25 protein-coding genes are annotated in these 21,819 nt (G+C 64.3%); 15 read left to right on the top strand and 10 right to left on the bottom strand.

Features of this window, described 5'->3' with window-relative positions:
* The first annotated feature begins 24 nt into the window (after positions 1-24).
* From HWY37_RS15200 to sorU, 4 genes are all read left to right on the top strand, one after another.
* Entirely contained in the window at positions 25-732 is a 708-nt protein-coding gene (locus HWY37_RS15200; protein ID WP_176088954.1) for a FadR/GntR family transcriptional regulator, read from the top strand.
* Positions 733-1,011: 279 nt separating this feature from the next.
* Entirely contained in the window at positions 1,012-1,644 is a 633-nt protein-coding gene (locus tag HWY37_RS15195) for a class I SAM-dependent methyltransferase (protein ID WP_176088953.1), read from the top strand.
* 209 nt (positions 1,645-1,853) lie between these two features.
* Complete coding sequence (gene sorT / locus HWY37_RS15190; protein ID WP_176088952.1) at positions 1,854-3,101, top strand: SorT family sulfite dehydrogenase catalytic subunit; 1,248 nt, start codon at positions 1,854-1,856, stop codon at positions 3,099-3,101.
* 50 nt (positions 3,102-3,151) lie between these two features.
* On the top strand, positions 3,152-3,439 hold the full coding sequence (gene sorU / locus HWY37_RS15185; RefSeq protein ID WP_246302309.1) for a SorU family sulfite dehydrogenase c-type cytochrome subunit: 288 nt from the start codon (positions 3,152-3,154) through the stop codon (positions 3,437-3,439).
* A 171-nt stretch (positions 3,440-3,610) separates the two neighbouring features.
* Here the strand turns inward: sorU and HWY37_RS15180 are convergent, their stop codons facing one another.
* The 3 genes from HWY37_RS15180 to HWY37_RS15170 are packed head-to-tail and all read right to left on the bottom strand — an operon-like array spanning position 3,611 to position 6,402.
* On the bottom strand, positions 3,611-4,069 hold the full coding sequence (locus tag HWY37_RS15180; protein WP_175206501.1) for a chromate resistance protein ChrB domain-containing protein: 459 nt from the start codon (positions 4,067-4,069) through the stop codon (positions 3,611-3,613).
* A 9-nt stretch (positions 4,070-4,078) separates the two neighbouring features.
* A complete protein-coding gene (gene chrA / locus HWY37_RS15175; RefSeq protein ID WP_176088951.1) occupies positions 4,079-5,461 on the bottom strand; it encodes a chromate efflux transporter in 1,383 nt (460 codons plus the stop codon).
* A complete protein-coding gene (locus HWY37_RS15170; protein WP_175206503.1) occupies positions 5,458-6,402 on the bottom strand; it encodes a chromate resistance protein ChrB domain-containing protein in 945 nt (314 codons plus the stop codon). The genes chrA and HWY37_RS15170 overlap by 4 nt, the downstream gene beginning before the upstream one ends.
* A 137-nt stretch (positions 6,403-6,539) precedes the next feature.
* On the opposite strand from HWY37_RS15170, the gene HWY37_RS15165 reads away from it, so the two are divergent.
* The 4 genes from HWY37_RS15165 (at position 6,540) to arsH (ending at position 9,394) form a co-directional block, all read left to right on the top strand.
* A complete protein-coding gene (locus HWY37_RS15165; RefSeq protein WP_175206504.1) occupies positions 6,540-6,866 on the top strand; it encodes an ArsR/SmtB family transcription factor in 327 nt (108 codons plus the stop codon).
* A 102-nt stretch (positions 6,867-6,968) separates the two neighbouring features.
* Entirely contained in the window at positions 6,969-7,469 is a 501-nt protein-coding gene (locus HWY37_RS15160; RefSeq protein WP_175206505.1) for an arsenate reductase ArsC, read from the top strand.
* A 4-nt stretch (positions 7,470-7,473) separates the two neighbouring features.
* Complete coding sequence (gene arsB / locus HWY37_RS15155; RefSeq protein ID WP_175206506.1) at positions 7,474-8,553, top strand: ACR3 family arsenite efflux transporter; 1,080 nt, start codon at positions 7,474-7,476, stop codon at positions 8,551-8,553.
* A 118-nt stretch (positions 8,554-8,671) separates the two neighbouring features.
* Entirely contained in the window at positions 8,672-9,394 is a 723-nt protein-coding gene (arsH, locus tag HWY37_RS15150) for an arsenical resistance protein ArsH (RefSeq protein WP_246302308.1), read from the top strand.
* Here the strand turns inward: arsH and HWY37_RS15145 are convergent.
* Positions 9,391-10,173 (bottom strand): DeoR/GlpR family DNA-binding transcription regulator, encoded by a 783-nt coding sequence (locus HWY37_RS15145; RefSeq protein ID WP_175206508.1) that lies wholly within the window; start codon positions 10,171-10,173, stop codon positions 9,391-9,393. The genes arsH and HWY37_RS15145 overlap by 4 nt on opposite strands.
* A gap of 142 nt (positions 10,174-10,315) precedes the next feature.
* Here HWY37_RS15145 and HWY37_RS15140 point away from each other — a divergent pair, with 142 nt between their 5' ends.
* The 6 genes from HWY37_RS15140 to HWY37_RS15115 are packed head-to-tail and all read left to right on the top strand — an operon-like array spanning position 10,316 to position 15,954.
* Positions 10,316-11,014, top strand: a complete 699-nt coding sequence (locus HWY37_RS15140; protein ID WP_175206509.1) for an HAD family hydrolase — start codon at positions 10,316-10,318, stop codon at positions 11,012-11,014.
* Positions 11,007-12,143: an ABC transporter ATP-binding protein gene (locus HWY37_RS15135; protein ID WP_176088949.1), complete on the top strand. Its 1,137-nt coding sequence runs from the start codon at positions 11,007-11,009 to the stop codon at positions 12,141-12,143. The genes HWY37_RS15140 and HWY37_RS15135 overlap by 8 nt, the downstream gene beginning before the upstream one ends.
* Before the next feature lie 8 nt (positions 12,144-12,151).
* Positions 12,152-13,015 carry a carbohydrate ABC transporter permease gene (locus tag HWY37_RS15130; protein WP_175206511.1) on the top strand — a complete coding sequence of 288 codons (864 nt, stop codon included), beginning with the start codon at positions 12,152-12,154 and terminating at the stop codon, positions 13,013-13,015.
* A gap of 5 nt (positions 13,016-13,020) precedes the next feature.
* Positions 13,021-13,863: a carbohydrate ABC transporter permease gene (locus HWY37_RS15125; RefSeq protein WP_175206512.1), complete on the top strand. Its 843-nt coding sequence runs from the start codon at positions 13,021-13,023 to the stop codon at positions 13,861-13,863.
* A 10-nt stretch (positions 13,864-13,873) separates the two neighbouring features.
* Positions 13,874-15,133, top strand: a complete 1,260-nt coding sequence (locus tag HWY37_RS15120; protein WP_176088948.1) for an ABC transporter substrate-binding protein — start codon at positions 13,874-13,876, stop codon at positions 15,131-15,133.
* A gap of 8 nt (positions 15,134-15,141) precedes the next feature.
* Entirely contained in the window at positions 15,142-15,954 is an 813-nt protein-coding gene (locus tag HWY37_RS15115; protein WP_176088947.1) for a phosphodiesterase, read from the top strand.
* A gap of 84 nt (positions 15,955-16,038) precedes the next feature.
* On the opposite strand, the gene rpiB is transcribed toward HWY37_RS15115, so the two are convergent.
* Positions 16,039-16,470, bottom strand: a complete 432-nt coding sequence (rpiB, locus tag HWY37_RS15110) for a ribose 5-phosphate isomerase B (protein WP_176088946.1) — start codon at positions 16,468-16,470, stop codon at positions 16,039-16,041.
* Positions 16,471-16,493: 23 nt separating this feature from the next.
* Positions 16,494-17,783 carry a phosphopyruvate hydratase gene (eno, locus tag HWY37_RS15105; protein WP_176088945.1) on the bottom strand — a complete coding sequence of 430 codons (1,290 nt, stop codon included), beginning with the start codon at positions 17,781-17,783 and terminating at the stop codon, positions 16,494-16,496.
* A gap of 168 nt (positions 17,784-17,951) precedes the next feature.
* Here eno and HWY37_RS15100 point away from each other — a divergent pair, with 168 nt between their 5' ends.
* Complete coding sequence (locus tag HWY37_RS15100; RefSeq protein WP_175206517.1) at positions 17,952-18,815, top strand: LysR substrate-binding domain-containing protein; 864 nt, start codon at positions 17,952-17,954, stop codon at positions 18,813-18,815.
* A gap of 37 nt (positions 18,816-18,852) precedes the next feature.
* Here the strand turns inward: HWY37_RS15100 and HWY37_RS15095 are convergent, their stop codons facing one another.
* The 4 genes from HWY37_RS15095 to copC all read right to left on the bottom strand — a co-directional run bounded on the left by HWY37_RS15095 (position 18,853) and on the right by copC (position 21,813).
* Entirely contained in the window at positions 18,853-19,128 is a 276-nt protein-coding gene (locus HWY37_RS15095; RefSeq protein WP_176088944.1) for a hypothetical protein, read from the bottom strand.
* A gap of 65 nt (positions 19,129-19,193) precedes the next feature.
* A complete protein-coding gene (locus HWY37_RS15090; RefSeq protein WP_175206519.1) occupies positions 19,194-20,300 on the bottom strand; it encodes a BamA/TamA family outer membrane protein in 1,107 nt (368 codons plus the stop codon).
* 258 nt (positions 20,301-20,558) lie between these two features.
* On the bottom strand, positions 20,559-21,437 hold the full coding sequence (gene copD / locus HWY37_RS15085; protein ID WP_175206520.1) for a copper homeostasis membrane protein CopD: 879 nt from the start codon (positions 21,435-21,437) through the stop codon (positions 20,559-20,561).
* 13 nt (positions 21,438-21,450) lie between these two features.
* Entirely contained in the window at positions 21,451-21,813 is a 363-nt protein-coding gene (gene copC, locus HWY37_RS15080) for a copper homeostasis periplasmic binding protein CopC (protein WP_175206521.1), read from the bottom strand.
* Positions 21,814-21,819 lie beyond the last annotated feature (6 nt).

The following is a 21,819-nucleotide window of genomic DNA, read 5'->3' as shown; positions in this document are numbered from 1 at the left end:
TTCGGACGGTCGACGGCAGGTCCTATGAGCAAGACGCCTTTCTCAATGCTCCCCATCAAGCGCACGGACATCTTCCAGGAGGTCTGCCAGCAGCTCGAAAACCTGCTCAACAGCGGCCAGCTGCAGGTCGGTGACAAGCTGCCCTCGGAGCGGGAGCTTTCGGAGAGTTTCGTCGTGAGCCGTTCCTCCATCCGCCAGGCCTTGAAAGTGTTCGAGGCGGGAGGGCGGATAGAAACGCGTGTCGGAAGCGGAACCTTCCTGGTCGAGAAGAAGCTCGATTCAGGCAGCGGCGGCAGCTTGAACGACATGCTTTCGCAAGGCGTGAACAGGGACCTGATGCAACACCTGATCGCCGCCCGTACCGCGGTGGAGCGCGCGGTCTTTGAAGCCTATGCCGTCAAGGCCAACAAAGGCAGCATCCGCGTCCTGAAGGAACTGATCGACGAGAACGCCCAGGACAAGACGACGCGCGGAGAATTCGAGGAGAACGCCGGCCTGGATCTGAGCTTTGAAGCGAAGGTCGCGGAGCTGGCGGGCAATCCCATTCTCAGCGCCATGCAACGGCAGGTCCACCAGCTCTGGACCCAGGCCTGGCGGATGTACGGCTTCGTGCCGGAAAGCCGCGAGACCCTGCATCAGGAGCACTGCGCGATCATCGAGGCCTTGGCGTCCAAGAACACCCCGCGCGTCATTGATCTGGTGGTGCAGCACGTCGATAAAGAAGTGCCCTGAAATCCGAGACGAAAAGCAGAAATGGGGCAATCTCATCTCTACGGCGCAGGTGAAGGCGGAGTAGGGCAGGAGCAGGGTGGAAGCAGGGAAGAGGGGCGCAGGGGCAGGGTACGTTATGCAACCTAAGCTGTCAGCCGGGGCGGCGCGCGGGCGTGGGGCGCGGTCTGCGCGTGGCCTAATTGACAAGGGTGCTTACCGACGGTTGCCGGCCGGCGGCGCCAGACGCAGTTAAGGTTTCCCGGGACGCACGGAATTTCCGAACCAGGAGACTGAGGCCCCATGCATTCCTCGCACCCCTATAAGACTATTGTTCCGCACAAGCCCGCGATCCGTTCGGCGCTGGGCTGGCTGCAAGAGCGCACGCAGTTCGTCAAGGCATTGTTATCGAATCCGGCCGCCATAGGCGCCGTCGCGCCATCCGGCCCGGCGCTGGCGGCGGCCATCACCGCCGGCATCCCGCCTGGCAGCGGAAAAGTGCTGGAGCTGGGCTGCGGCACCGGCGTATTCACGCGTGAGATGCTGCGCCGGGGCGTGCATCCTGCCAGCATGGTGCTGGTCGAGCAGGATTCGGCCATGAGCTCCAGCCTGCGCAGGCAGTTCCCGGAAGCGGCGGTGCTGCAAGTGGCGGCGCAGGACCTGTCGCGCCACAGCCATCCCGAACTGGTCGGCATAGGCGCGGCCATTTGCGGGCTGCCTTTGCGCAACATGAGCCAGGCCCATCATCACCAGCTGCTGGCCGCCGTGTTCGACGCCTTGCCCGCGGAGGGATCGATGTCGTTGTTCACCTATGGCCCGCGCTGCCCGATATCCGCGGATGTGCTTGAGGCTTGCGGACTGCGGGCGCGCAAGATCGGCTTCGTGCCGCTGAATCTGCCGCCGGCGTCGGTGTATCGCCTGGTCCGGGAAACCTGATCCGATTTCGCCTTGGACGCAGCCAAATGGGCTAGGGCGGGCATGGGCAAATAACTAATTGACACGAAAAGCTCGATCAACCACCATCGCAGTCATAACTATTGGCGGCCTGACTGACGTGCGCGCGCGGGGTAGTAGATAGCCACGCCCAGGCAGGCCGGCAGGGTTTTGGAACACCAACGATTCCAGGCCCCAACGAGGAGACTGCCATGCGTTCATCCCTGATCGAGAACGCGGCGCGCCGACGCCTTCTGGCTGGCGGCGCGACTGCCTTGGCCGCAGCCAGCATCGGGCGCGCCGTCCAGGCCGCGGAGCCCAAGGCTGCGCCTGCCGCTGCCGCGACACCGGCTCCAGCGTCCGCCGCCAAACCCTTGCCGGCCTACGCGGCATGGAAGCAGCCCGAGGCCATGATCGTGCACAGCGCCAACACCATAGAGACGCGCCGCGAGGCGTTCGGCAGCGGGGTGGTCACGCCGCTGCGCCAGCTCTATGTGCGCAACAATCTGCCGCCGCCCGACGAGTCCATCGTGGCCGACCGGGACGCATGGATGGTCGACATCGCGGGAGTGGCCAAACCCATGTCCCTGAGCGTGGCGCAACTGAAGACCATGGGCCTGCAGACGCTGGCGATGGTCCTGCAGTGTTCGGGCAATGGCCGCGGCTATTTCCCCAACAAGCCCAGCGGCACGCCCTGGCAGGTCGGCGCGGCCGGCTGCGTGGTCTGGAGCGGCGTGCCGGTCAGCGTCCTGGTCGAACATTGCGGCGGCCTGGCGCCAGGCGCCATGTTCATGACGGGCACGGGCGGCGAGAAACTGCCTGACGGCCTGGACCCGAACATGGTCATGGTCGAGCGCTCGGTACCCAAGGAGGCGATGCAGGATGCCTTGCTGGCCTGGGAGCTGAACGGCGAGCCGATCCCGCTGGCCCATGGCGGCCCGTTGCGGCTGATCGTCCCGGGCTATACGGGCGTGAACAGCGTCAAGTACATCAAGCGGCTGGCCTTTACCGACAAGGAAAGCCAGGCCGCGATCCAGCAGACCGGGTACCGCCTTGCGCCGCCGGGCCAGAAAGGCGATCCCAGCCATCCCTCTGTTTGGGCCATGGGCGTGAAGTCATGGATCAATACGCCCAATCCGGCCGCGTCCAAGCTGAAGCCGGGCCGTGTCGTGGTGCAAGGCGTGGCTTTCGGCGGCACCAACGGCATCAAGCAGGTCGAGATATCCGTCGACGGCGGCAAGAGTTGGCAACAGGCCGAACTGGTGGGCCCGGATCTAGGGCGCTATGCCTGGCGCCAGTTCGCGCTGCCGGTCGACTTGCCGGCCGGCGAGCATGTGCTCGTCAGCCGGGCGACTGATACCGAAGGCCGGGTGCAGGAAGAAGACCGCCCGCAGAATTCCGGCGGCTACATCAACAACGGGTGGCGCGATCATGCCGTGACCGTGGCGGTCCAGGCATGACGGGTAAGGCGTTGGCAGGATCCTGGAAGCGCGCGCTTTGCACCGGCCTGATGGGCGCAAGTTTGTACGGCGGCGCGCAGGCCGCCGAACCCGACATGGAGGCGGGCCGCGCCTTGTTCGTGAACGCGACGCCGGCCTGTGCGCTGTGCCATACCTTGGACGACGCGCAGTCCAGCGGAGCCATCGGTCCGAAGCTCGACGAGATCAAGCCAGACGCCGCGCGGGTGGAGACGGCCATCCGCAATGGCATCGGGCAGATGCCGGCTTATACGACACTATCGGATAAGGAAATCGAAGTCTTGGCGGCGTACGTGGCCAAGGCGACCGGGGCGCAATAGCCAGAAATGCGTGAGCTGGCGGACTGAACGCGGCTGGTTTGGAGATGGCGCCTGAGGGCGCCTCTCTTCCATGGTTAAAATACGCATAATGTTTATTATGTAAAGTAAAAGATCCGGTCGAACAACGGATCTTTCCTGAAACATCCCAATAAGTAGCCTTAGCCCTTTCCCCTATTGATGGGCGGCATAGCTCCAGGTATGCGTCTCACCCCGGGCATGGCGGCACCACGCGTAGAGCGCGTCGTACACAATCATGCCGTGCCTCAACATTTGATGATCGTCCGGAAAATTCCGCGACAAGCCCAGAGATACGGCGAGGAGCCCGGCGCTCTGCGGCGCCAGTTCCAACCTGTCGGTGTCGGCTCCCCGAATAATGACGGCAAGATCCTGCAAACCGGGGTCATCCAGGCCATATCGATCCAGGAAGGCATCGAAGCTGCACTTTTCGCCAACATGGGTAAGCGTGACTCCCGGGACATCATAGGGAGTCGCCCCGGTAGTCTTGGCTTCTTCCAAAACGCGCTCCGGAGCGACGAACAGGAATTCCGGCTCCTTGTCGATATAGCGGCTGATAAGCCAAGGACAGGCGATCCGGTCGATCTTCGGGTGTTCGCGAGTGATCCATTTCATGATGCCACCTCATAGGGCAAGCTTGAGCAGGAGGCCTATGACGGCGCAGGCCGCAATGACCTCGATAACACCGCGCTTGAACCTGAACAGCGCGGCCGCGGCGCCCAACGCAATCAGCGCTGAGCCCCAGTCAAAGTGTCCCGCCAATCCTTTCGGCCATAAGACGTGATAGCCGAAGAACACAGCCAGGTTCAGGATGACGCCAACGACAGCGGCCGTAATGGCCGTCAGTGGCGCGGTGAATTTCAAATCCTCTTTAGTGGCTTCAACCAATGGCCCGCCAGCGAGGATGAACAGGAACGACGGCAAGAACGTGAACCAGGTCACGATGGTGGCTGCGAGGGCTCCTGCTATGAACAGGTGTTCCGGGCCAAGCAAACCATGCGCGTATCCGCCCACGAATCCGACGAAAGCCACAACCATGATCAATGGACCCGGGGTGGTTTCTCCAAGAGCCAGTCCGTCGATCATCTGGATGGGCGTCAGCCATCCATAATGATCGACTGCACCTTGATAGATGTATGGCAGCACGGCGTACGCTCCACCGAATGTCAGGTAGGCGGCCTTGGTGAAGAACCACCCCATCTGGGTGTACGCGCCCTGCCATCCATAGATTGCGGTGAGTATTGCCATTGGCGCGGCCCAGAGCGCCGCACCAGCTGCCACAATCCAGATCAAGCGGCTCCAGCGAAAACGGGCGTGTGTTGGCGAGGGTGTGTCGTCGTCAACCAATGCCGGGCCGTAGCCTTGCGAACTCGATCCGTGACGCGAACCAACCTGGAAGCATTCTGGCCATCTCCTGCCTCCAACGAAGCCGATCAATGCCGCGATTGCGACAATCAGCGGGAACGGCAATTCCATTGCGAAGATCGCAACGAACGCCGCGCCTGCAATGCTCCAGAGAACGGGGTTCTTCAGCGCGCGCGACCCTATGCGATGGGCGGCGTGTAGAACGATGGCGGTCACCGCTGGCTTGATGCCATAGAACAATCCGGCGATGACGGGCACGTCGCCCCAAGCGACGTAGACCCAGGACAGGCTGATCAGGATGAACAGCGATGGCAGGACAAACAGCCCGCCCGCGACTACCCCACCCCACGTCCGATGCAGCAACCACCCGATGTAGGTTGCGAGTTGCTGTGCCTCTGGCCCGGGCAGCAGCATGCAGTAGTTGAGGGCATGCAGGAATCGTCGTTCGCTAATCCAGCGCCGGCGCTCGACCAGTTCGGTGTGCATGATGGCAATCTGTCCCGCCGGGCCTCCGAAGCTGATGAACCCCAGCTTCAACCAGAACCAGAACGCCTGCCGGAAGCTGACCGGTTGAGGTCGCTCGAGCGGCTTTTCAGCGGGCTCGCCAATAGGGATGGCAGTGTCCTGGATTTGCGTGTTCATGCCCTGCCCTCCTTCTCGAAGCTGGCCAGGAGCCCATCGAAGACTCCGCTGGCGAGCGCCAGGAGCTGATCGTCGTCTGCAATCGTTGCCCGCAGGCCAGCCAGGACCTGCTCCACTCCGGCTGCCTCCGGAGGCTGAACGCCACCGATGTCCAGGAAGTGAACGATGGCACCCAGCCGGTCCAAGCCTCTGCTTTGCAAGCCGAAGGCGGTGACCAGGTTTTCGAACGTTACCTTTGCGCCTACATGGGAAAACCTCGCGCCATCGAAGTCGAACCCCAGAGCGTTCTCTGGGCACTCGCCAGGTGATGCGAGCCACAGGATCCGAGCATTCCGATCAATGCGGCGCCGAATCAGCCAAGCGCTCGCAAGTCGGTCCACCCAAGGGCGCGCACGCGTTGCCCAGGTCCGGCCCTGGTAGTCGTCAGCAAGTAATCGGACGATGGCTCCATCGACGGAATGCGGCTCGTCCGGAGAGAGTGCGCGATTGGCGCCCTCCTCCAGTTCAAGCAAAGCGGCATCAGCCTGGCGCTGCGCCTCGCCAGGAAAGAAGTCAATTTCGGCCAGTTGCGCGTAGACCTTACGGAGCTTGCGCAATTGCTTCAACGTATCCATGGCGGTTTCAGTGGACAGGGCTGCCCGAATCGGCTCGATGCTCTTCTTCATGAACTCGCCGTAATCTGCCGAACGGTCGAAAAGTTCCTTGAGCCGTATGGAGTCGTCATTACGAAACTCGGTGTCGGCCAGATAGGCCGTGCCTCCGCTCCCTTCCACGTCGTGAGCGATCGCGCTCAGGGTTTCCCGGGTCCGCTCCAGCGACGGCAACAGATAGACGCCATCGCGTAACACGGCGGCGCCACATGATTTCAGTGCGCGCCAAGCACGCATGCGTGCCGTCGCATTCTCGGTGGGCATCGAAAGGATCAGGGTCAACCAGCTCATCTACGGTCCATGAAAACGTAGCGTAATCTACATTTATGTAGCGTACTCTTCAATTTATGGAGACTCAATCCCTTCAAGACGCTCAAGTACTCGGGATTTCGGTCTAAATAATTCAATAATCGTTGTATTATCGATTCATGAATGAAGACCAAGCCATTTCAGCCCTGGGCGCTCTTGCCCATCCCCAACGTTTGCGAACTTTCCGCGCCCTCGTTGTGGCCGGCCCGCCTGGACTCATGCCCAGCGTCCTGGCCGAACAGCTCGGCGTTGCCCGCAATACCTTGTCCTTCCATCTGAAGGAACTCGCGCATGCGGGCTTGGTAAGCGTCGAGCAACAAGGACGCAACCTGATCTATCGCGCCGATTTCTCCCGGATGAATGGCTTGCTTGGATACCTCACCGAGCACTGCTGCCAAGGAACGCCCTGCGAGGCTTCCAATCCCGCTGCCTGCACGACGTGCTAAGCAGGCGTTCTCCGTATGGCGGTTTCACGTCTATTTGCACGTCGATGCCGTCGCTGCTCTCCAAAGAACAAACTCCACCACCCGCTGCTGTCAGGAAATCCCATGTCGCACTCCCCATTCAATGTGCTCTTTCTTTGCACCGGTAATTCCGCGCGTTCCATCCTGGCCGAAGGGCTGCTTAACGGCCTGGGCGCTGACCGGTTTCGGGCGTACTCGGCCGGTAGCATTCCCAAGGGCGAGGTCCACCCGCTAGCTCTCGCCACCCTCAAATCCTATTCGCTGCCCGCGGAGGGGTACCGGAGCAAGAGTTGGGACGAGTTCGCTACCCCGGATGCCCCGAAGATGGATTTCATCATCACGGTGTGCGACAACGCGGCGGGTGAAGTCTGCCCGGTATGGCCGGGTCATCCGATGACGGCGCATTGGGGCGTGCCGGATCCAGCAGCGCATGAAGGAAACGAGGAAGAGCGCCTCAAGGCCTTCCACGATGCTGCGCGCATGCTCAAGCGCCGTATCGAACTCTTCCTGTCTTTGCCCCTTGAGCGCCTCGATGCCATGTCGCTCCAGGCCGAACTGCGCGGCATTGGTCAGTCCCGGGAGTAAGCCAATGTCGTCGAGCACACAGGCGGCGACGGCCCCGCGCCAGCGCCCCGGGATGAGTATTTTCGAGCGCTACCTGACGTTGTGGGTCTTCCTCTGCATCGTCCTGGGGGTGACGCTTGGACAGCTTATGCCGACGTTGTTCCAGGCGATTGGCCGCCTGGAAGTCGCCCAGGTCAACCTGCCTGTTGGGATCCTGATCTGGGTGATGATCATTCCGATGCTGCTCAAGGTGGACTTCGGCGCGCTAGGCCAGGTCAGGCAGCATTGGCGCGGCATCGGCGTGACGCTGTTCATCAACTGGGCCGTCAAGCCGTTCTCGATGGCGTTTCTGGGGTGGCTTTTCATCCGCCAGGTTTTTTCCCCATGGCTGCCCGCCGATCAGCTGGATAGCTATATCGCCGGCCTGATACTCCTGGCCGCGGCGCCTTGTACTGCCATGGTTTTCGTCTGGAGCCGCTTGACCGGCGGCGATCCGGTTTTCACGCTGTCCCAGGTGGCGCTGAACGACACAATCATGGTGTTCGCCTTCGCACCCGTGGTTGGACTGCTGTTGGGTCTATCGGCCATCACCGTGCCATGGGACACGCTCTTGGTATCCGTCGGGCTCTACATCGTGATTCCGGTCATTCTTGCCCAGCTCTGGCGTCGGGCGCTGCTTCGCCGCGGCCAGGCGGCGTTTGAAGCAGCGCTGGAGCGAATCGGGCCGTTCTCGATGGCCGCGCTGCTGCTGACGCTGGTACTGCTCTTCGCGTTCCAGGGCGAAGCCATCATCGGACAGCCGCTGGTGATCGCGATGCTGGCCGTGCCCATTCTTATCCAGGTGTTCTTCAACTCGGGCCTGGCGTACTGGCTCAATCGCCGAGTCGGCGAGAAGCACAGCATTGCGTGCCCGTCCGCGCTGATCGGCGCATCCAATTTCTTTGAACTTGCCGTTGCCGCCGCGATCAGCCTGTTTGGTTTCCAGTCCGGCGCTGCACTGGCGACGGTCGTCGGCGTGCTCATCGAGGTGCCCGTGATGTTGCTCGTCGTGCGGATCGTCAATCGGAGCAAAGGCTGGTACGACGCCGGCGCCACGCGGAACTGATGCGTTGGCCCGGTTTGAATTTTGTATCAACAGAGGTGTTTCATGAGTCCCATCACGATTTATCGCAACCCGGCCTGCGGGCCGTCCCGCAATTTGATTCGCAATGCCGAGGGAAATCGTGTCTGAGTTGCTCGCCGATTTGCCGAATATCGATCCGTCCTTGTTTGAAAAGCCGAACCCGACCGAGCTGTTCTCTCCTGAGCGGGCCACGCATGCGCCGCGCTTCCTGCTGCTGTATGGATCGTTGCGTGAGCGTTCCTACAGCCGCCTGGTCGCCGAGGAAGCTGCTCGTCTGCTCGAGGCGCTGGGCGGCGAGACGCGCCTGTTCAACCCGTCCGGCCTGCCGCTGGTCGATGACGCCACGCAGGATCATCCCAAGGTTCGCGAGCTTCACGAACTGGTTCAATGGGCGGAAGGCATGGTCTGGAGCTCGCCCGAGCGTCATGGCGCGATGACGGGGTTGATGAAGACGCAGATTGACTGGATCCCCTTGTCGGTGGGTGCCGTGCGTCCAACCCAGGGCAAGACGCTGGCGGTCATGCAGGTTTCAGGCGGATCGCAGTCCTTCAATGCGGTGAATCAGATGCGAATCCTGGGCCGCTGGATGCGTATGTTGACGATCCCCAATCAATCGTCGGTAGCCAAGGCTTACCAGGAGTTCGACGATGCGGGACGCATGAAGCCCTCCCCTTACTACGATCGAGTCGTGGACGTGGTTGAGGAGCTGATGAAGTTCACCTTACTCACGCGGGATGCGGCGCCCTACCTTGTCGATCGCTACAGCGAACGCAAGGAGACTGCGGCCGCGCTGTCGAGCCGGATGAAGCAAAGCGCCATCTAGGCGCTGATCACCACTTCCACGCCTTGGGCGCGGATCGCGGCCACAACCTCGGGGTCGGCCGCCGGATCGGTAATCAGGCGCTGCCCCGCCTGCCAGGCGCCCACGCGGAAACTGGCGTGCGCCTTGAGCTTGGTATGGTCGGCCATTACGGTGGTACGGCTCGCCGCCGCGATGAAAGCGCGGTTCATGGCTCCATCCTCGCTGTCGCGCATGAAAATGCCGGCAGCAGACACCGCATGCACCCCTAGAAATGCCTCCCGGATCTGGATGCCGCTTAGCGTGTCGTTATCGGCGCGCTCGATGGTGGCCTGCTTGCGCGTGTCGAGACGGCCCGCCAGCACATACACATACGCCAGCCGGCTCTGCCCGGCCGCCGCGGCCACGGAGAGGCCGTTGGTGATGACGTGCAGATCCTGGTGGCCGCGCAGGGCCAGGGCCAGCGCGTGTGCCGTGGTGCCGGCGTTGATCAGGATGCTGTCGCCATCGGAGATGTACTGCGCCGCGCACTCCGCGATCGCCGCCTTCTCGGCCGACTGCTGATTGTGCCGTTCGGCATAGCTGTACATCTCATAGCGCGCATTGCCCTCGGCCAGCACTTCGTGCGAGGCCAGCGCGCCGCCATGGGTGCGCGCCAGCAGACCCTTGTCGCCCAGTTCGAGCAAATCGCGCCGGATGGTGATGGGCGAGGTCGAAAAAGCCTGCGCCAGATCGCGCACGGTCACGACGTTGGTTTCCTGCATGAGCGCCAGGATGCGCTGTTGACGTTCGGCTTTGAGCATATTTGATCGTTATCGGGCCCGGGGCGCTCACCATATCACGCAAGCACGTCCCGAATTTTGACAAATCACAATGATCGATAATGATCTTTTATAGCCGATAGTGTTCATATTGACGTCACATTCGATCAGTAAAGTGCCGGGCATGACGACCTTCACTCCCTACCCGGCGATCGTTTTTGATCTCGACGGAACACTGCTCGATACCTGGCCCAGTCTGCTGGCGGCCGTGCACGCCGTGGCCCCTGCCGGGGCCCCTGGCCTGGACCCGGCGGCGCTACGCCGGGCACTGAACCTGGGCATCGGCCCTATGTTCGACCTGGCCGCCACGCAAATTGCCGGTCGCGAGGACGCGGCGCGCCCTGCGCTGCTCGCGGCGATGTCACGCCACTATGACGATCACACACTGGTCACGGCCACGCCCTACGCCGGCGCCGGCGCCCTGCTGGCTGGTCTGCGCGCAGCCGGCCATACGCTGGCCTTGTGTACCAACCGCAACCGCGCGTCCACCCTGCTCCTGTTGGCGCACCAAGGATGGCGCACGCATTTCAGCCATATCCATTGTCTCGACGACGGTCTGCCCGCCAAGCCCGATAGCGCGCCGCTGCTGGCCACGCTCGAACGACTCGGCCATTGCGCCGAGGAGGCCCTGTTTGTGGGCGATTCCCTGGTCGACGCGCGCTGTGCGCTGGCGGCCTGCGTTGATTTCGCCGCCCATCGCGGCGGCTACCACGCCCAGACGGGTGACCTCACTCCCGCAGTATTCACCTACGACCATGCCGGCGACCTGACGCGGTGGATCGCGTCGCAGTCCGCCCGCATCCTTGAGAAAGAAGATGACTGACATCGTCCTCGATCAGATAAGCAAGTCCTACGGCGGCACGACTGTGCTCGACCGTCTCTCGCTGACCATCCGCGATGGCGAGTTCCTGACCCTGCTGGGCGCCTCGGGTTGCGGCAAGTCCACGCTGCTCAAGCTGCTGGCCGGGTTGGAAATGCCCGACAGCGGCACGCTGCGCAAAGGCGGTACCGACATCCTGGCGCAGTCGCCCAGCGAACGCGACTGCGCCATGGTGTTCCAGTCGTATGCGCTCTACCCGCACATGAGCGTGGGCGACAACATCTGCACTCCGCTCTACATGCGTTCCCTCAACTTCGCGCAGCGCCTGCCGGGCGCGCGCTGGCTCAGCCCGGGCATCCGCCGCCGCATGCGCGACGCGCAGGAACAGGGCCGCCACGTGGCCGGCGTCCTCGGCATCGACCATCTCTGGGCGCGCAAGCCGGCCCAGCTCTCGGGGGGCCAGCGCCAGCGCGTGGCATTGGCTCGCGCGATGGTGCGCCGGCCCTCGCTGTTCCTGTTCGACGAGCCGCTCTCCAATCTCGACGCCAATCTGCGCCAGTCGCTGCGCGGCGAGATCCGCCAGCTGCACGACCAGCTTGGCGTGACCTTCGTCTACGTTACCCACGACCAGCACGAGGCCATGTCGATGTCGGATCGCGTGGCCGTAATGAGGGGTGGCCATATCCTGCAGCTGGGCACGCCGCAGGAGATCTACCACGCGCCACATCACGCCGACGTTGCCGCCTTCGTCGGGGCGCCTCGCATCAACTTCCTTACCGTGGGCCGCGACGGCGCCGGCCGCGCCGCATTGCAGGAGCAGGCCATCGAACCGCACTTTCCGGCCCGTAGCGCGCGGCTGGCGTTTCGCCCGCATGCCGCCACACTAGTCCAGATGCGCGACGCGCTGGCGGTGAGCGGCCAGGTGCAACTGGTGGAGTTCACGGGCGCCGATTGCATGGTGACGCTGCAGACCGCGGGCGCCGAGAAGGTCGTGGTGGTGCTGCCCGCCGGCACACGCATTCACAGCGGCGAGGCGCTGCGCGTCTACGTGCCGCTAGCGGCGTGGCACGCGTTCGACACCGCCGGCCACAGCCTCGCCGACGGCCAGCGTGCGCTGTCGCTGGCCGCCTAGGAGCCGTGATGCGCATCAAGCCTTTGCAACTGACGCTGCTGCTCGGACCCAGCCTGGTGCTGACCCTGCTGCTGCTGGTGTTGCCGCTGATGGTGGTGGCTCTCATGTCGCTCACCGACTGGCAGTTCGGCGCCGCGAGCTGGAACTGGATCGGACTGGGCAACTACGCCGACCTGTGGAACGACACAACCTTCCGCAAAAGCTTCGCCAATACCGTCTACTACCTTGTGGTCGTGTCGGTGGGTTCGATCGCGATAGGCCTGGCCGTGGCGCTGTTGATCGAGTCGCACGACACCTGGCGCGGCTTCTACCGCACCGCGTTCTTCATGCCGGTCGCCTCCACCCTCATCGCGATGGCGGTGGTATGGCAATTCCTGATGCATCCCTCGGTGGGTTTTCTCAACCACGTGCTGGGCTGGTTCGGCGCCGAGCCGCGCAACTGGCTGAAAGACTATGACCTGGCCCTGCCCGCGCTGGCCGCCATCGGCATCTGGCAGATGTCGGGCCTGGCGCTGGTGATGTTCCTGGCGGGCCTGAAAAACATCCCGGCCGAACTACGCCACGCCAGCCTGCTCGACGGCATGCGCCATCCGCTTGACCGGCTGCTGCGCCTTACGCTGCCCATGCTGGGTCCGACCATGCTGTTCGTGGTTACCGTATGCGGTATCCGCTCGCTGCAGGTGTTCGACACCGTGCATGCTCTGACCCAGGGCGGCCCCAACAAATCCACGGAAGTGCTGCTGCACACCATCTACGCCGAGGGCTTCGGCTTCTTCCGCATGGGCTATGCGGCGGCCATGGTGGTGGTGTTCGTGGGGTGCATCTTCGTGCTCACGCTGGTGCAGCAGGCCGGCATGGAAAAACGGACCTGATACTGATGAAAAATCCCCTGCAACCCGGGCTGTCCTGGCGTGTGCTGCGCCACGCGCTGCTGCTGGCAGGCGCCGCGGTCTATCTGCTGCCCTTCGTGTGGATGCTGTCAACCTCTCTCAAGCCGGCCGACGAGATATTCCGCGATGGCTTTCACCTGCTTCCCCGCCAATGGGCCGCCGTCGACAATTACACCCGCGCGCTGACCCAGGTGCCGCTGCTGCGCTACCTGTGGAACGGCATCGTGGTGTGCGGCGGCATCCTGATCCTGCAGATCATCGTGTCGCTGCCGGCGGCCTATTGCTTCGCCAAGCTGAAGTTCCGCGGCAAGCGGCTGGCCTGGGGGCTGGTGCTGCTATCGCTGATGATTCCGTTTCAAGCCACCGCGATCCCCCTCTACATTCTGCTTTACCACGCCGGCCTGCTCGACACGACCGCGGCGCTGATCTTGCCCTTCATCGCCTCGGCATTCGGCATCTTCCTGATGCGGCAGTTCTTCATGGGAGTGCCTGACGACCTGATCCATGCCGCCCGGCTTGACGGCATGGGCGAGTTCGAACTGGTGTGGCGCGTGATGATGCCCGCCGCCATGCCTGCACTGATCGCCTTCTCGATCTTTTCGGTGGTGTGGCACTGGAACGACTACTTCTGGCCGCTGCTGGTGATCAACACCACCGATCTGGCCACCCCGCCGCTGGGCACCATGTTTTTCAAAAACGAGGAAGCGGGCACGGATTTCGGCCCTCTCATGGCAGCCACGGTGATCATCACCCTGCCCCTGCTGTTGTTCTTTCTGTCGGCGCAGAAGCGCTTCATCGAGGGCGTGACCCTCTCCGGTGTCAAAGGTTGAAAGGAACCCCATGCAATTCAAACCGCTGTTCGGCCTGCTGGCCGGCCTCGCCCTGATTGGCAATGCCGCCCAGGCCGCCAAGATCGAGCTGATCGTTGATTACCCCTATCCCGACGTATTCAACTCGGTGCACGAAGAAATAGCCAAGCGCTTCACGCAAAAGTTCCCCGACTACACCGTGAAGTTCCGCGCACCCACGCCCGAGTACGAGGCCGCTGCGCAGCAGGCGTTGCGCCATGCCGTCACGCGCCAGCTTGCCGACGTGTCATTCCAGGGCCTGAACCGTCAGCGCGTGTTCGTGGACCGCAATATTGCGGTCGATCTCACGCCCTTCATCAAGGCCGAGAAGGATTGGGACAAGAGCGGCTACAGTCCGGCGCTGATGTCGCTTGGCCAGGTCAACGGCAAACAGGCCGGCATCGGCTTCTCGCTCTCGACCCCGATCGTCTACTACAACATGGACCTGCTCGAGCGCGCCGGCGTGAAGGCCGACGCGCTGCCTAAAACCTGGGATGACATCATTGCGGCGGCCGACAAGTCGCGCGCGGCCAACGCCGGTACCAACGGCCTGCACTACGACTGGGAAATCACCGGCAACTGGCTCTGGCAGGCCATGGTGTTTTCCAAGGGCGGCAGGATGCTGGACCAGAGCGAGACCAAGGTCGCCTTCGACGATGCGATAGGCCGCGAGTCGATCGCGCAGATGGGCCGCATGGTCGAGCACGGCACCATGCAGAACCTCAAATACAAGGATGCCACCCAGCTGTTCGTGACCGGCAAGCTGGCGGTGCTGTCGTCGTCGACTTCGCGCCTGTCGACCATCGAGAAGCAGATCGGCGGCAAGTTCAAGATGGTGACTGGCTTCTTCCCGACTTACGGCGAAAGCGCCCGGGTGCCGGCCGGCGGCAACGTCGCCATGATGTTCACCAAGGATCCGGAGCGCCAGAAGGCTGCGTGGGAATACATCAAGTTCGCCACCGGCCCCGAGGGCGCCACTCTCATGACCAAGGCCACCGGCTACTTCCCCGCCAACACCCTGCCGGTTGACGACCCTGCTCAGCTCAAGGGTTACTACGACGCCAATCCGAACCAGTACACCGCCGTGCGCCAGCTGCCGTGGCTGACGGGCTGGTATGCCTTCCCGGGCGAAAACGGCCTGAAGATCACGGACGTGATCAACGACCATCTGCAGACCGTATTCGACAAGTCGGCCAAGCCGGACGCTGCGCTCGAGGCCATGACGCGCGACGTGCAGAAGCTGCTGAAGTGAGGCCGACGATGAAGTTCATCCATCTCACCGATACCCACCTGGTTGCCGACGCCGGCAATCTGTATGGCACCAACCCCAAGCAGCGCCTGCAGCAGGCGGTGGCCCATATCCTGGCGCGCCAGCCCGACGCCGATGCCGTTGCCATCACCGGCGACCTGACCCACTACGGCCACGCCGAGGCCTATGCGCACCTGCGCGAATGCCTGGAGCCGCTTACCATGCCGGTGTTCCCGATCTTGGGCAATCATGATCGGCGCCAGCACTTCCAGCAATATTTCCCGCAAGTCGGGCGCGACCCCAAGGGTTTCGTTCAGTATGCGGTGGAATTCGGCGATTACCTGGCGCTGTTCCTCGATACCAACGAAGCCGGCGTGCACTGGGGCGTTTTCTGCGAATACCGCGCGGCCTGGTTGCGCGAACAACTGGCGGCGTCGGCCAAGCCGGTGCTGCTGTTCATGCATCACCCGTTCTTTCCGATCGGCATCCGCAGCATGGACTTCATCTCGCTGCGCGACACCGGGCCGTTCCTGGCCGCCATCGCCGGCTTCGAGGCGCGCATCCGCCAAGTATTCTTCGGCCACATCCACCGCCCGATCTGCGGTGTCTATCGCGGTATCGGCTACTCGACGCTGCGCGGCACCAACCACCAGGTCGCGCTCGATCTGCACGGGGACGAGAGCCATATCGTGGGCGTGCATGAGCAGCCGCAGTACGGCGTGGTGCTGCTGACGGCCGATCAGGTGTTGATTCACGCCGAAGACTATCTCGACTGCGGCGAGCGCTATTCGCTGCACGAGATGCGCGAGGGCGAGCAGGACTGAACGCAGCGCCGGCCGAAGTCCGGCCAGGCATATCGAGCTTGTGACGTCACGCTTCGCGACAGGCCAGACCGGCCTTGTCGCGGATCACGCGGCAGGCTGGCCCAGTTTGTCGATGCGCCTTTGATGGCGGCCGCCTTCGAAGGGCGTGGCCAGAAAGGCGCCCAGGCAGTCGCGCGCCACCTCGAAGCCGACGATCCTGCTGCCCAGCGCCAGCACGTTCGCATCGTTGTGCAGGCGGCTCAGGCGAGCCATGGTGGCATTGGCGCACAAGGCGGCGCGCACGGTCGGATGGCGGTTCGCGGCGATCGAAATGCCGATGCCCGAGCCGCAGATCACCACGCCTTGCGCGGCCTGGCCCGCGGTGATCGCCGCGCCCATGGCATGGCCGAAATCGGGATAGTCCACCGATTCCGGGCTGTGGGTGCCCAGGTCCAGCCATTCCACCTCGGCAAACGCCTGTTTCAGCTGTTCCTTGAGTTCGTATCCGGCGTGGTCGGATGCGATGGCGATCTTCATGGGTTTTTCCTTGTGTAGTCCGGTCAGGCTTGCCGGATGGGCCGCCGAGACGCCAAACCGCCTGCATACACCGCGGCCGCTCCGAGTTCGCGCTCGATCCTGAGCAGGCGATTGTATTTGGCCGTGCGGTCGGACCGCGACATGGAGCCCGTCTTGATCCAGCCACAGTTGCCCGCCACCGCCAGGTCCGCGATGCTGGTGTCCTCGGTTTCGCCGGAGCGGTGCGACATGACGACGCGATAGCCGCTCTGGCTGGCGATGCGCAAGACCTGCTGGGTTTCCGTGAGGGTGCCGATCTGGTTGACCTTGACCAGGATGGCGTTGCCCACGCCCTGCGCTACTCCCTGCTCGAACAGGGCCGGGTTGGTGCAGAACACGTCGTCGCCGACCAGTTGGCAGCGGCTGCCCAGTCTTGCTGTCAGCTTCTGCCAGCCGGCCAGGTCGTCCTCGGCCATTCCGTCCTCGATCGAGAGGATGGGGTAGTCCCGCACCAATGCCTCCAGGTAGCCGACCTGCTGTTCCGTGTTCAGGCACCTGTCCTGGCCGACGTAGACGTAGCCGGCTGGCCCGCGGAATTCGCTGGCGGCCGGATCCAGCGCCAGGGCGATGTCGGAACCGGGCCTGAGTCCGGCCTGTTCGATCGCCACCATGAGGAAGTCCAGCGCCTCGTTGGCGGTGCGCAGATCGGGCGCGAAGCCGCCCTCGTCGCCGACGTTGACGGAATGGCCGGCGCGCTTGAGCGCGTCCTTGAGGGCGTGAAAAACCTCCGCGCCCATGCGCAAGGCTTCGGCGAAGGTGGCGGCGCCCACCGGCAGCAACATGAATTCCTGGAAGTCCAGCGGGTTGTCGGCATGGGCGCCGCCGTTGAGCACGTTGATCATCGGTACAGGCATGACGCAGGCCTGGCTGCCGCCGACATGCCGCCACAGCGGCAGCCGCAGGCTGGCCGCCGCCGCGCGGGCCGCGGCCAGCGACACGCCCAGGATGGCGTTGGCGCCGATGCGGCTTTTGTCGGGCGTGCCGTCCAGCGCGATCATGGCCAGGTCGATCTCCGCCTGCTGGTCGGCGCGCATGCCCCTCAACAGGTCCTGCAGCTCGGTGTTAACGCTGCGCGCCGCATGCAGAACGCCGCGTCCGCGGAATCGGGCGGGATCGCCGTCGCGCCGTTCGCAGGCCTCGCGGCTGCCGGTGGATGCGCCGGACGGCACCAACGCCAGCCCGCGTGCGCCGTCCGACAATTCGACCTCGACCTCCAGCGTGGGATTGCCGCGGCTGTCGAGCGCCTCATGGGCCTGGATATGGACGATCTGCATGTGCCTGGACTCCGGTATGTCAGTTAATTGAACGAAATGGACTCGCCTGCACCCATGATTGACGCCGGGCTGCAAGCTTTGAAATTGGGGAAATGCTACCGAGCCTGCTAGCATCGGAATATCGATTAGTTTTGAGCTTTCGCCAGTTTTTCTGACATAAGGACCCGCATGCGCAAACTCCCTCCCCTGGCCTCGCTGCGCGCATTCGAGGCAGTCGCGCGTACCGGATCGGTGACACGGGCGGCCGAGGAGCTGGCACGCACCCATGGCGCGGTCAGCCGGCACCTCAAGCTGTTGGCGGACGATGTGGGCCTGGAACTCTTCGAACGGGACGGCACCGGTTTGCGCATGACGCCGGCGGCCGCCGATTTCTATGCCGCCACCCGGTCCGCCTTCGACCAACTGGAGCGGGCCTATGAGAACCTGGGCAATAGCGCGGCGGGTCCGGGCGTGCACGTGGCGTGCAGCGCGACCTTCGCCATGCGTTGGCTGGTGCCCCAGCTGGCGGTGTTCTATCGCCTGCACCCCGATATCCGGATACGGCTATCGATGACGTCCGCGCGCGAGATCCGCAATGAAGGCGCCGATGTGCTGGTGGCGTGGGACATGTCCCACTACACCGAAGCCGACCGGCGGCGCGCCATCTTCCTTGCGCCCGTGAACTTCGCTGCGGTCTGCGTGCCGGCCTGCGCGCGGCTGGCGCCCGAAAAGCAGGCCCGGATCGCCCACGGCTACACGTCCAGCGCCTGGGATCAGTGGGAAGCCAAGACCGGCAAGCCCGTCGCGCGCGGCGACGTGCTGGAGTTTCCGCATACCCACCTGTGCATCGAAGCGGCCTTGTCAGGGTTGGGTGTTGCCCTGGTGGAAACGCGCCTGATCGCGCGCGAACTGGCCGAGGGCTCGCTGGTGGCACCCTATGGCTCGGTCGAGTTCGATGACGGTCTGCGTGCCCTGCCGGCTGCCGGGCGGCGCATGAACGGCCAGGCTGAGGCGTTCTTGGCCTGGTTGCGGGGAGCGCTGGGCGCGCGTTGACGCCCTAAGGCGGGCGTTCGTCCTGCGAAGCCGGCGGCTATGCGGGATTGGCGGCCGCGCCGCGCGCGGACGCAAGCAGCGCCTGCCCCTTTGGCGTCAGGACAATCACGGCTTCGGCGCCGGCCGGGCTGCGCGGCACGTCCACCAAGCCATTGGTGGTTGCGTCTTCCCAGGCGGAAAGCCGCGGACAGGAGCTGCGCCAGGCGTCCATGGTCTGGACATAGGTGCGCGGACGTTCCGCGATCCAGTCCAGGAACTGCAGCAGGTTGCCGAGTTGGGAGGTGCCGGCCTCCAGTATGGGACTCTCGTTCATGGTGTGCTCCGGTGGCTGTGATCAACGATACTCCCATGCGGATGTCGTTGAGGTCGTTGCCCTTCCTAGCGCCACGCGCTCCCGACCTGGATGTAGAAGGCGTTCTGGTCCTTGCTGTGGGCGACGTCTATGCCCACGGCCAAACCCAGCTTGGCGGCGATCAGGTAGCGGAAGCCCGCGCCCACGCTGACGACATTGCTCGCTTCGGAGAAGGACTTCCAGTTGCCATAGGCCTTGCCCACGCCGCTGAATCCCAGGATGGACCAGCGCGGCGTGGCGTCCCAGCGCATTTCGGCTTCGAATGCGAGGGCGTCTCGGTCCTGGTAGCGGCCGCGCGAGACGCCGCGCAGGTCAACATAGGGCTGCGCATAGAACGGCACCGAGCCGCGCGTGAACTGGCCGTCGCCGCGCAAGCCCAGGGTCCAGCGCGGCGCGACAGGCAGCCAGGTATAGGCGCGGGCATGGTAGTTCTCGAACGAGTTGTCGCTGCCCAGCCAGGAACGCGCGGCCTGCGCTTCCAGTCCCGTATAGGTGCCATGGTTGGGATAGAACATGTTGTCGCGCGTGTCGTAGTCCACCACCAGGCCGGCCTTGCCGATATGTCCCGCCAGTTCGGCCTTGGACAGCTCGCCAGCCGGCGTGCCGGTGAAGCGAGTACTTGAACGGAAATAGCTGTAGCTGGGCCCGACGAACCAGGGGCTGTCGGCGACCCGGAACAGGAACTGCTGCATCAGGTAGGTGCCCTTCACTTCGTAGCTGCGGCCGTGGCTGGAGGCGCCGTAGTACTCCAGATTGGCTCGTCCCTGGGCCAGGGCGCCCAGGTAGCGGTAGCGGTCCGCGTCCCAGCTGTGGAAGTGGAACGCCGCGGCGCCGCGGGTGCCGTTTTCGGTGGCCATGCCGCCGATGCCCGTGACGTTGGGGGGCGGCTTGCGGCCGCTCTGGTCCTGGCCTTCCGGGCCGGAAGCCGCCGCGGGTTCGGAAAAATACAGCAGCATCAGCCCGCCGCCATAGCCCACGGCAGGTTCGGTGATGATCACGGGTACCGGCAAGGCGCCGTTCTGCGTCAACAGGAAGTTGCCCATGTCGGCATCGCCGGCGCCGGAGTCCGGCTCGGACGGCGGCTCGGCGCGCGCCAGGCCGGCGCATAGCAGCAACAGGAAAGAACCCAGCAAGGCGCCCCGGCGTCCGATGCGCTGCGCCCGGGACCGAAGTCCCTGGCTTATGGGTACCCGAGAGCCTCTGCAATCCTGTCGCACGGAGTCTACTCCCCGCCTTAGGTGGCCGCGTGATGTCAGGCGCGGCTCGCCAGCACTGGAGGCCAGCCGCGTACAGTCAGTCGTGCAAGGCGGATGATGACACGGCCCGGGATCCAGCGCACCTGCTTGCGGGTCCGCCCTGGCTGGCTCCGTGCCGGGCTGCCCTGCCTTGCGCTACTGGGGCGGCAACAGTCCCAGCAGACCCACCAGCAGCAGCACGGCGGCCCCCGCCCACAGCTCGGCGATGGTGTTGCGGCGGATATGCCGCAGTGCTATTTCCGGTTCGGCCCGCAGGCGCGGCACCCAGCGGTAGCGGTTGACGACGGCCAGCGCCACCATGGCCAGCGCCAGCAGCGCCTTCGCCGCCAGCGCCTGCTGGTAGCCGGAAGCCGGGTCGGGCGATGCCGTTCGCAGGATCAGCGCGGCATTGACGACGCCCGTGATCAGCAGCACGACGACCGCCACGTGTCCGGCATTCGAGAACCGCATGAGTGCGCGCAGCGCGTCCGGCCTGTGGGCGGGTTCCCGCCATTGCCGCAGTAGCAGCAGGAAGACGGGCAAGGACCCCAGCCAGAAGCCCGCAGCCAGGCTGTGCAGCATGTCGTTGGCCGCGTGCGCGCAGCCTGTCCAGCCCTCCTCCATCGCCGCGTGGCCGCTGAGTCCCAGCGGCAGCAGCGCGGCGCCGGCGACCAGGGCGCGCAGGCGGTTCCGGCCAGGATTGGCGCGCAAGATCACGGCCAGAAACAGCAGGATGGCTAGCAGCCTCAGGCACCAGGCTTGCCCGTAGCGGGTCTGGAAGGCCACGGTCGCCAGCATGTCCAGATCCGCGGCCGCCCGCCAGTCCTCGGCGATGCTGACCGCCTGCAGCGGCAGCAGGCACAGCACCGCCAGCGCGCCGACCACGGCCGCGGCCCGCAGCGATCGCCGCAATGCCGCTTCCATGGCCAGGCTCAGGCCGCGGGAACCGCTCAGGGCCAGCATGGCGCTGGCGCCGAACAGAAACACCGAGCAAGACAGGGCCAGGAACCGGCACAGCGCGGAGGCAATCAGCATCGGGGCTCTGGACTCAAGGCTGGACGGTGAAGGACCACGAGCCGTGGGTCTTGTGCCCGTCCTTGGACAGCGCCTGCCACTTCACGGTGTACGCGCCCGCCGGCAGCGCCTTGCCCAGCGGCAGCACCAGGGTCTTGTTGTCGCCGGGCGCTAGCGCGGACTTGTCCGTGGGCACGACCTTGCCGCTGGCGTCCAGCAGCGTGAGCGACGAGAACGCCGCCTCCAGGCCCTCGGTCAGGGTCAAGGTGATGCTGGCGGGCGCGGTCTTGACCACGGCGTCCTTGGCCGGGCTGGACGTGCCGACGTGGGCATGGGCCCAGGTGATCTGCGGCGCTACCGCCAGGACCAGGGCTGCGATCAGGGATTTCTTGAACATGGTGCT

Origin of the sequence: Achromobacter anxifer, from assembly GCF_903652925.1 — a bacterium.
Lineage (GTDB): Bacteria > Pseudomonadota > Gammaproteobacteria > Burkholderiales > Burkholderiaceae_B > Achromobacter > Achromobacter anxifer.
The sequence above is the reverse complement of the archived record's forward strand: the minus strand, read 5'-3'. Positions and strand labels throughout refer to the sequence as shown.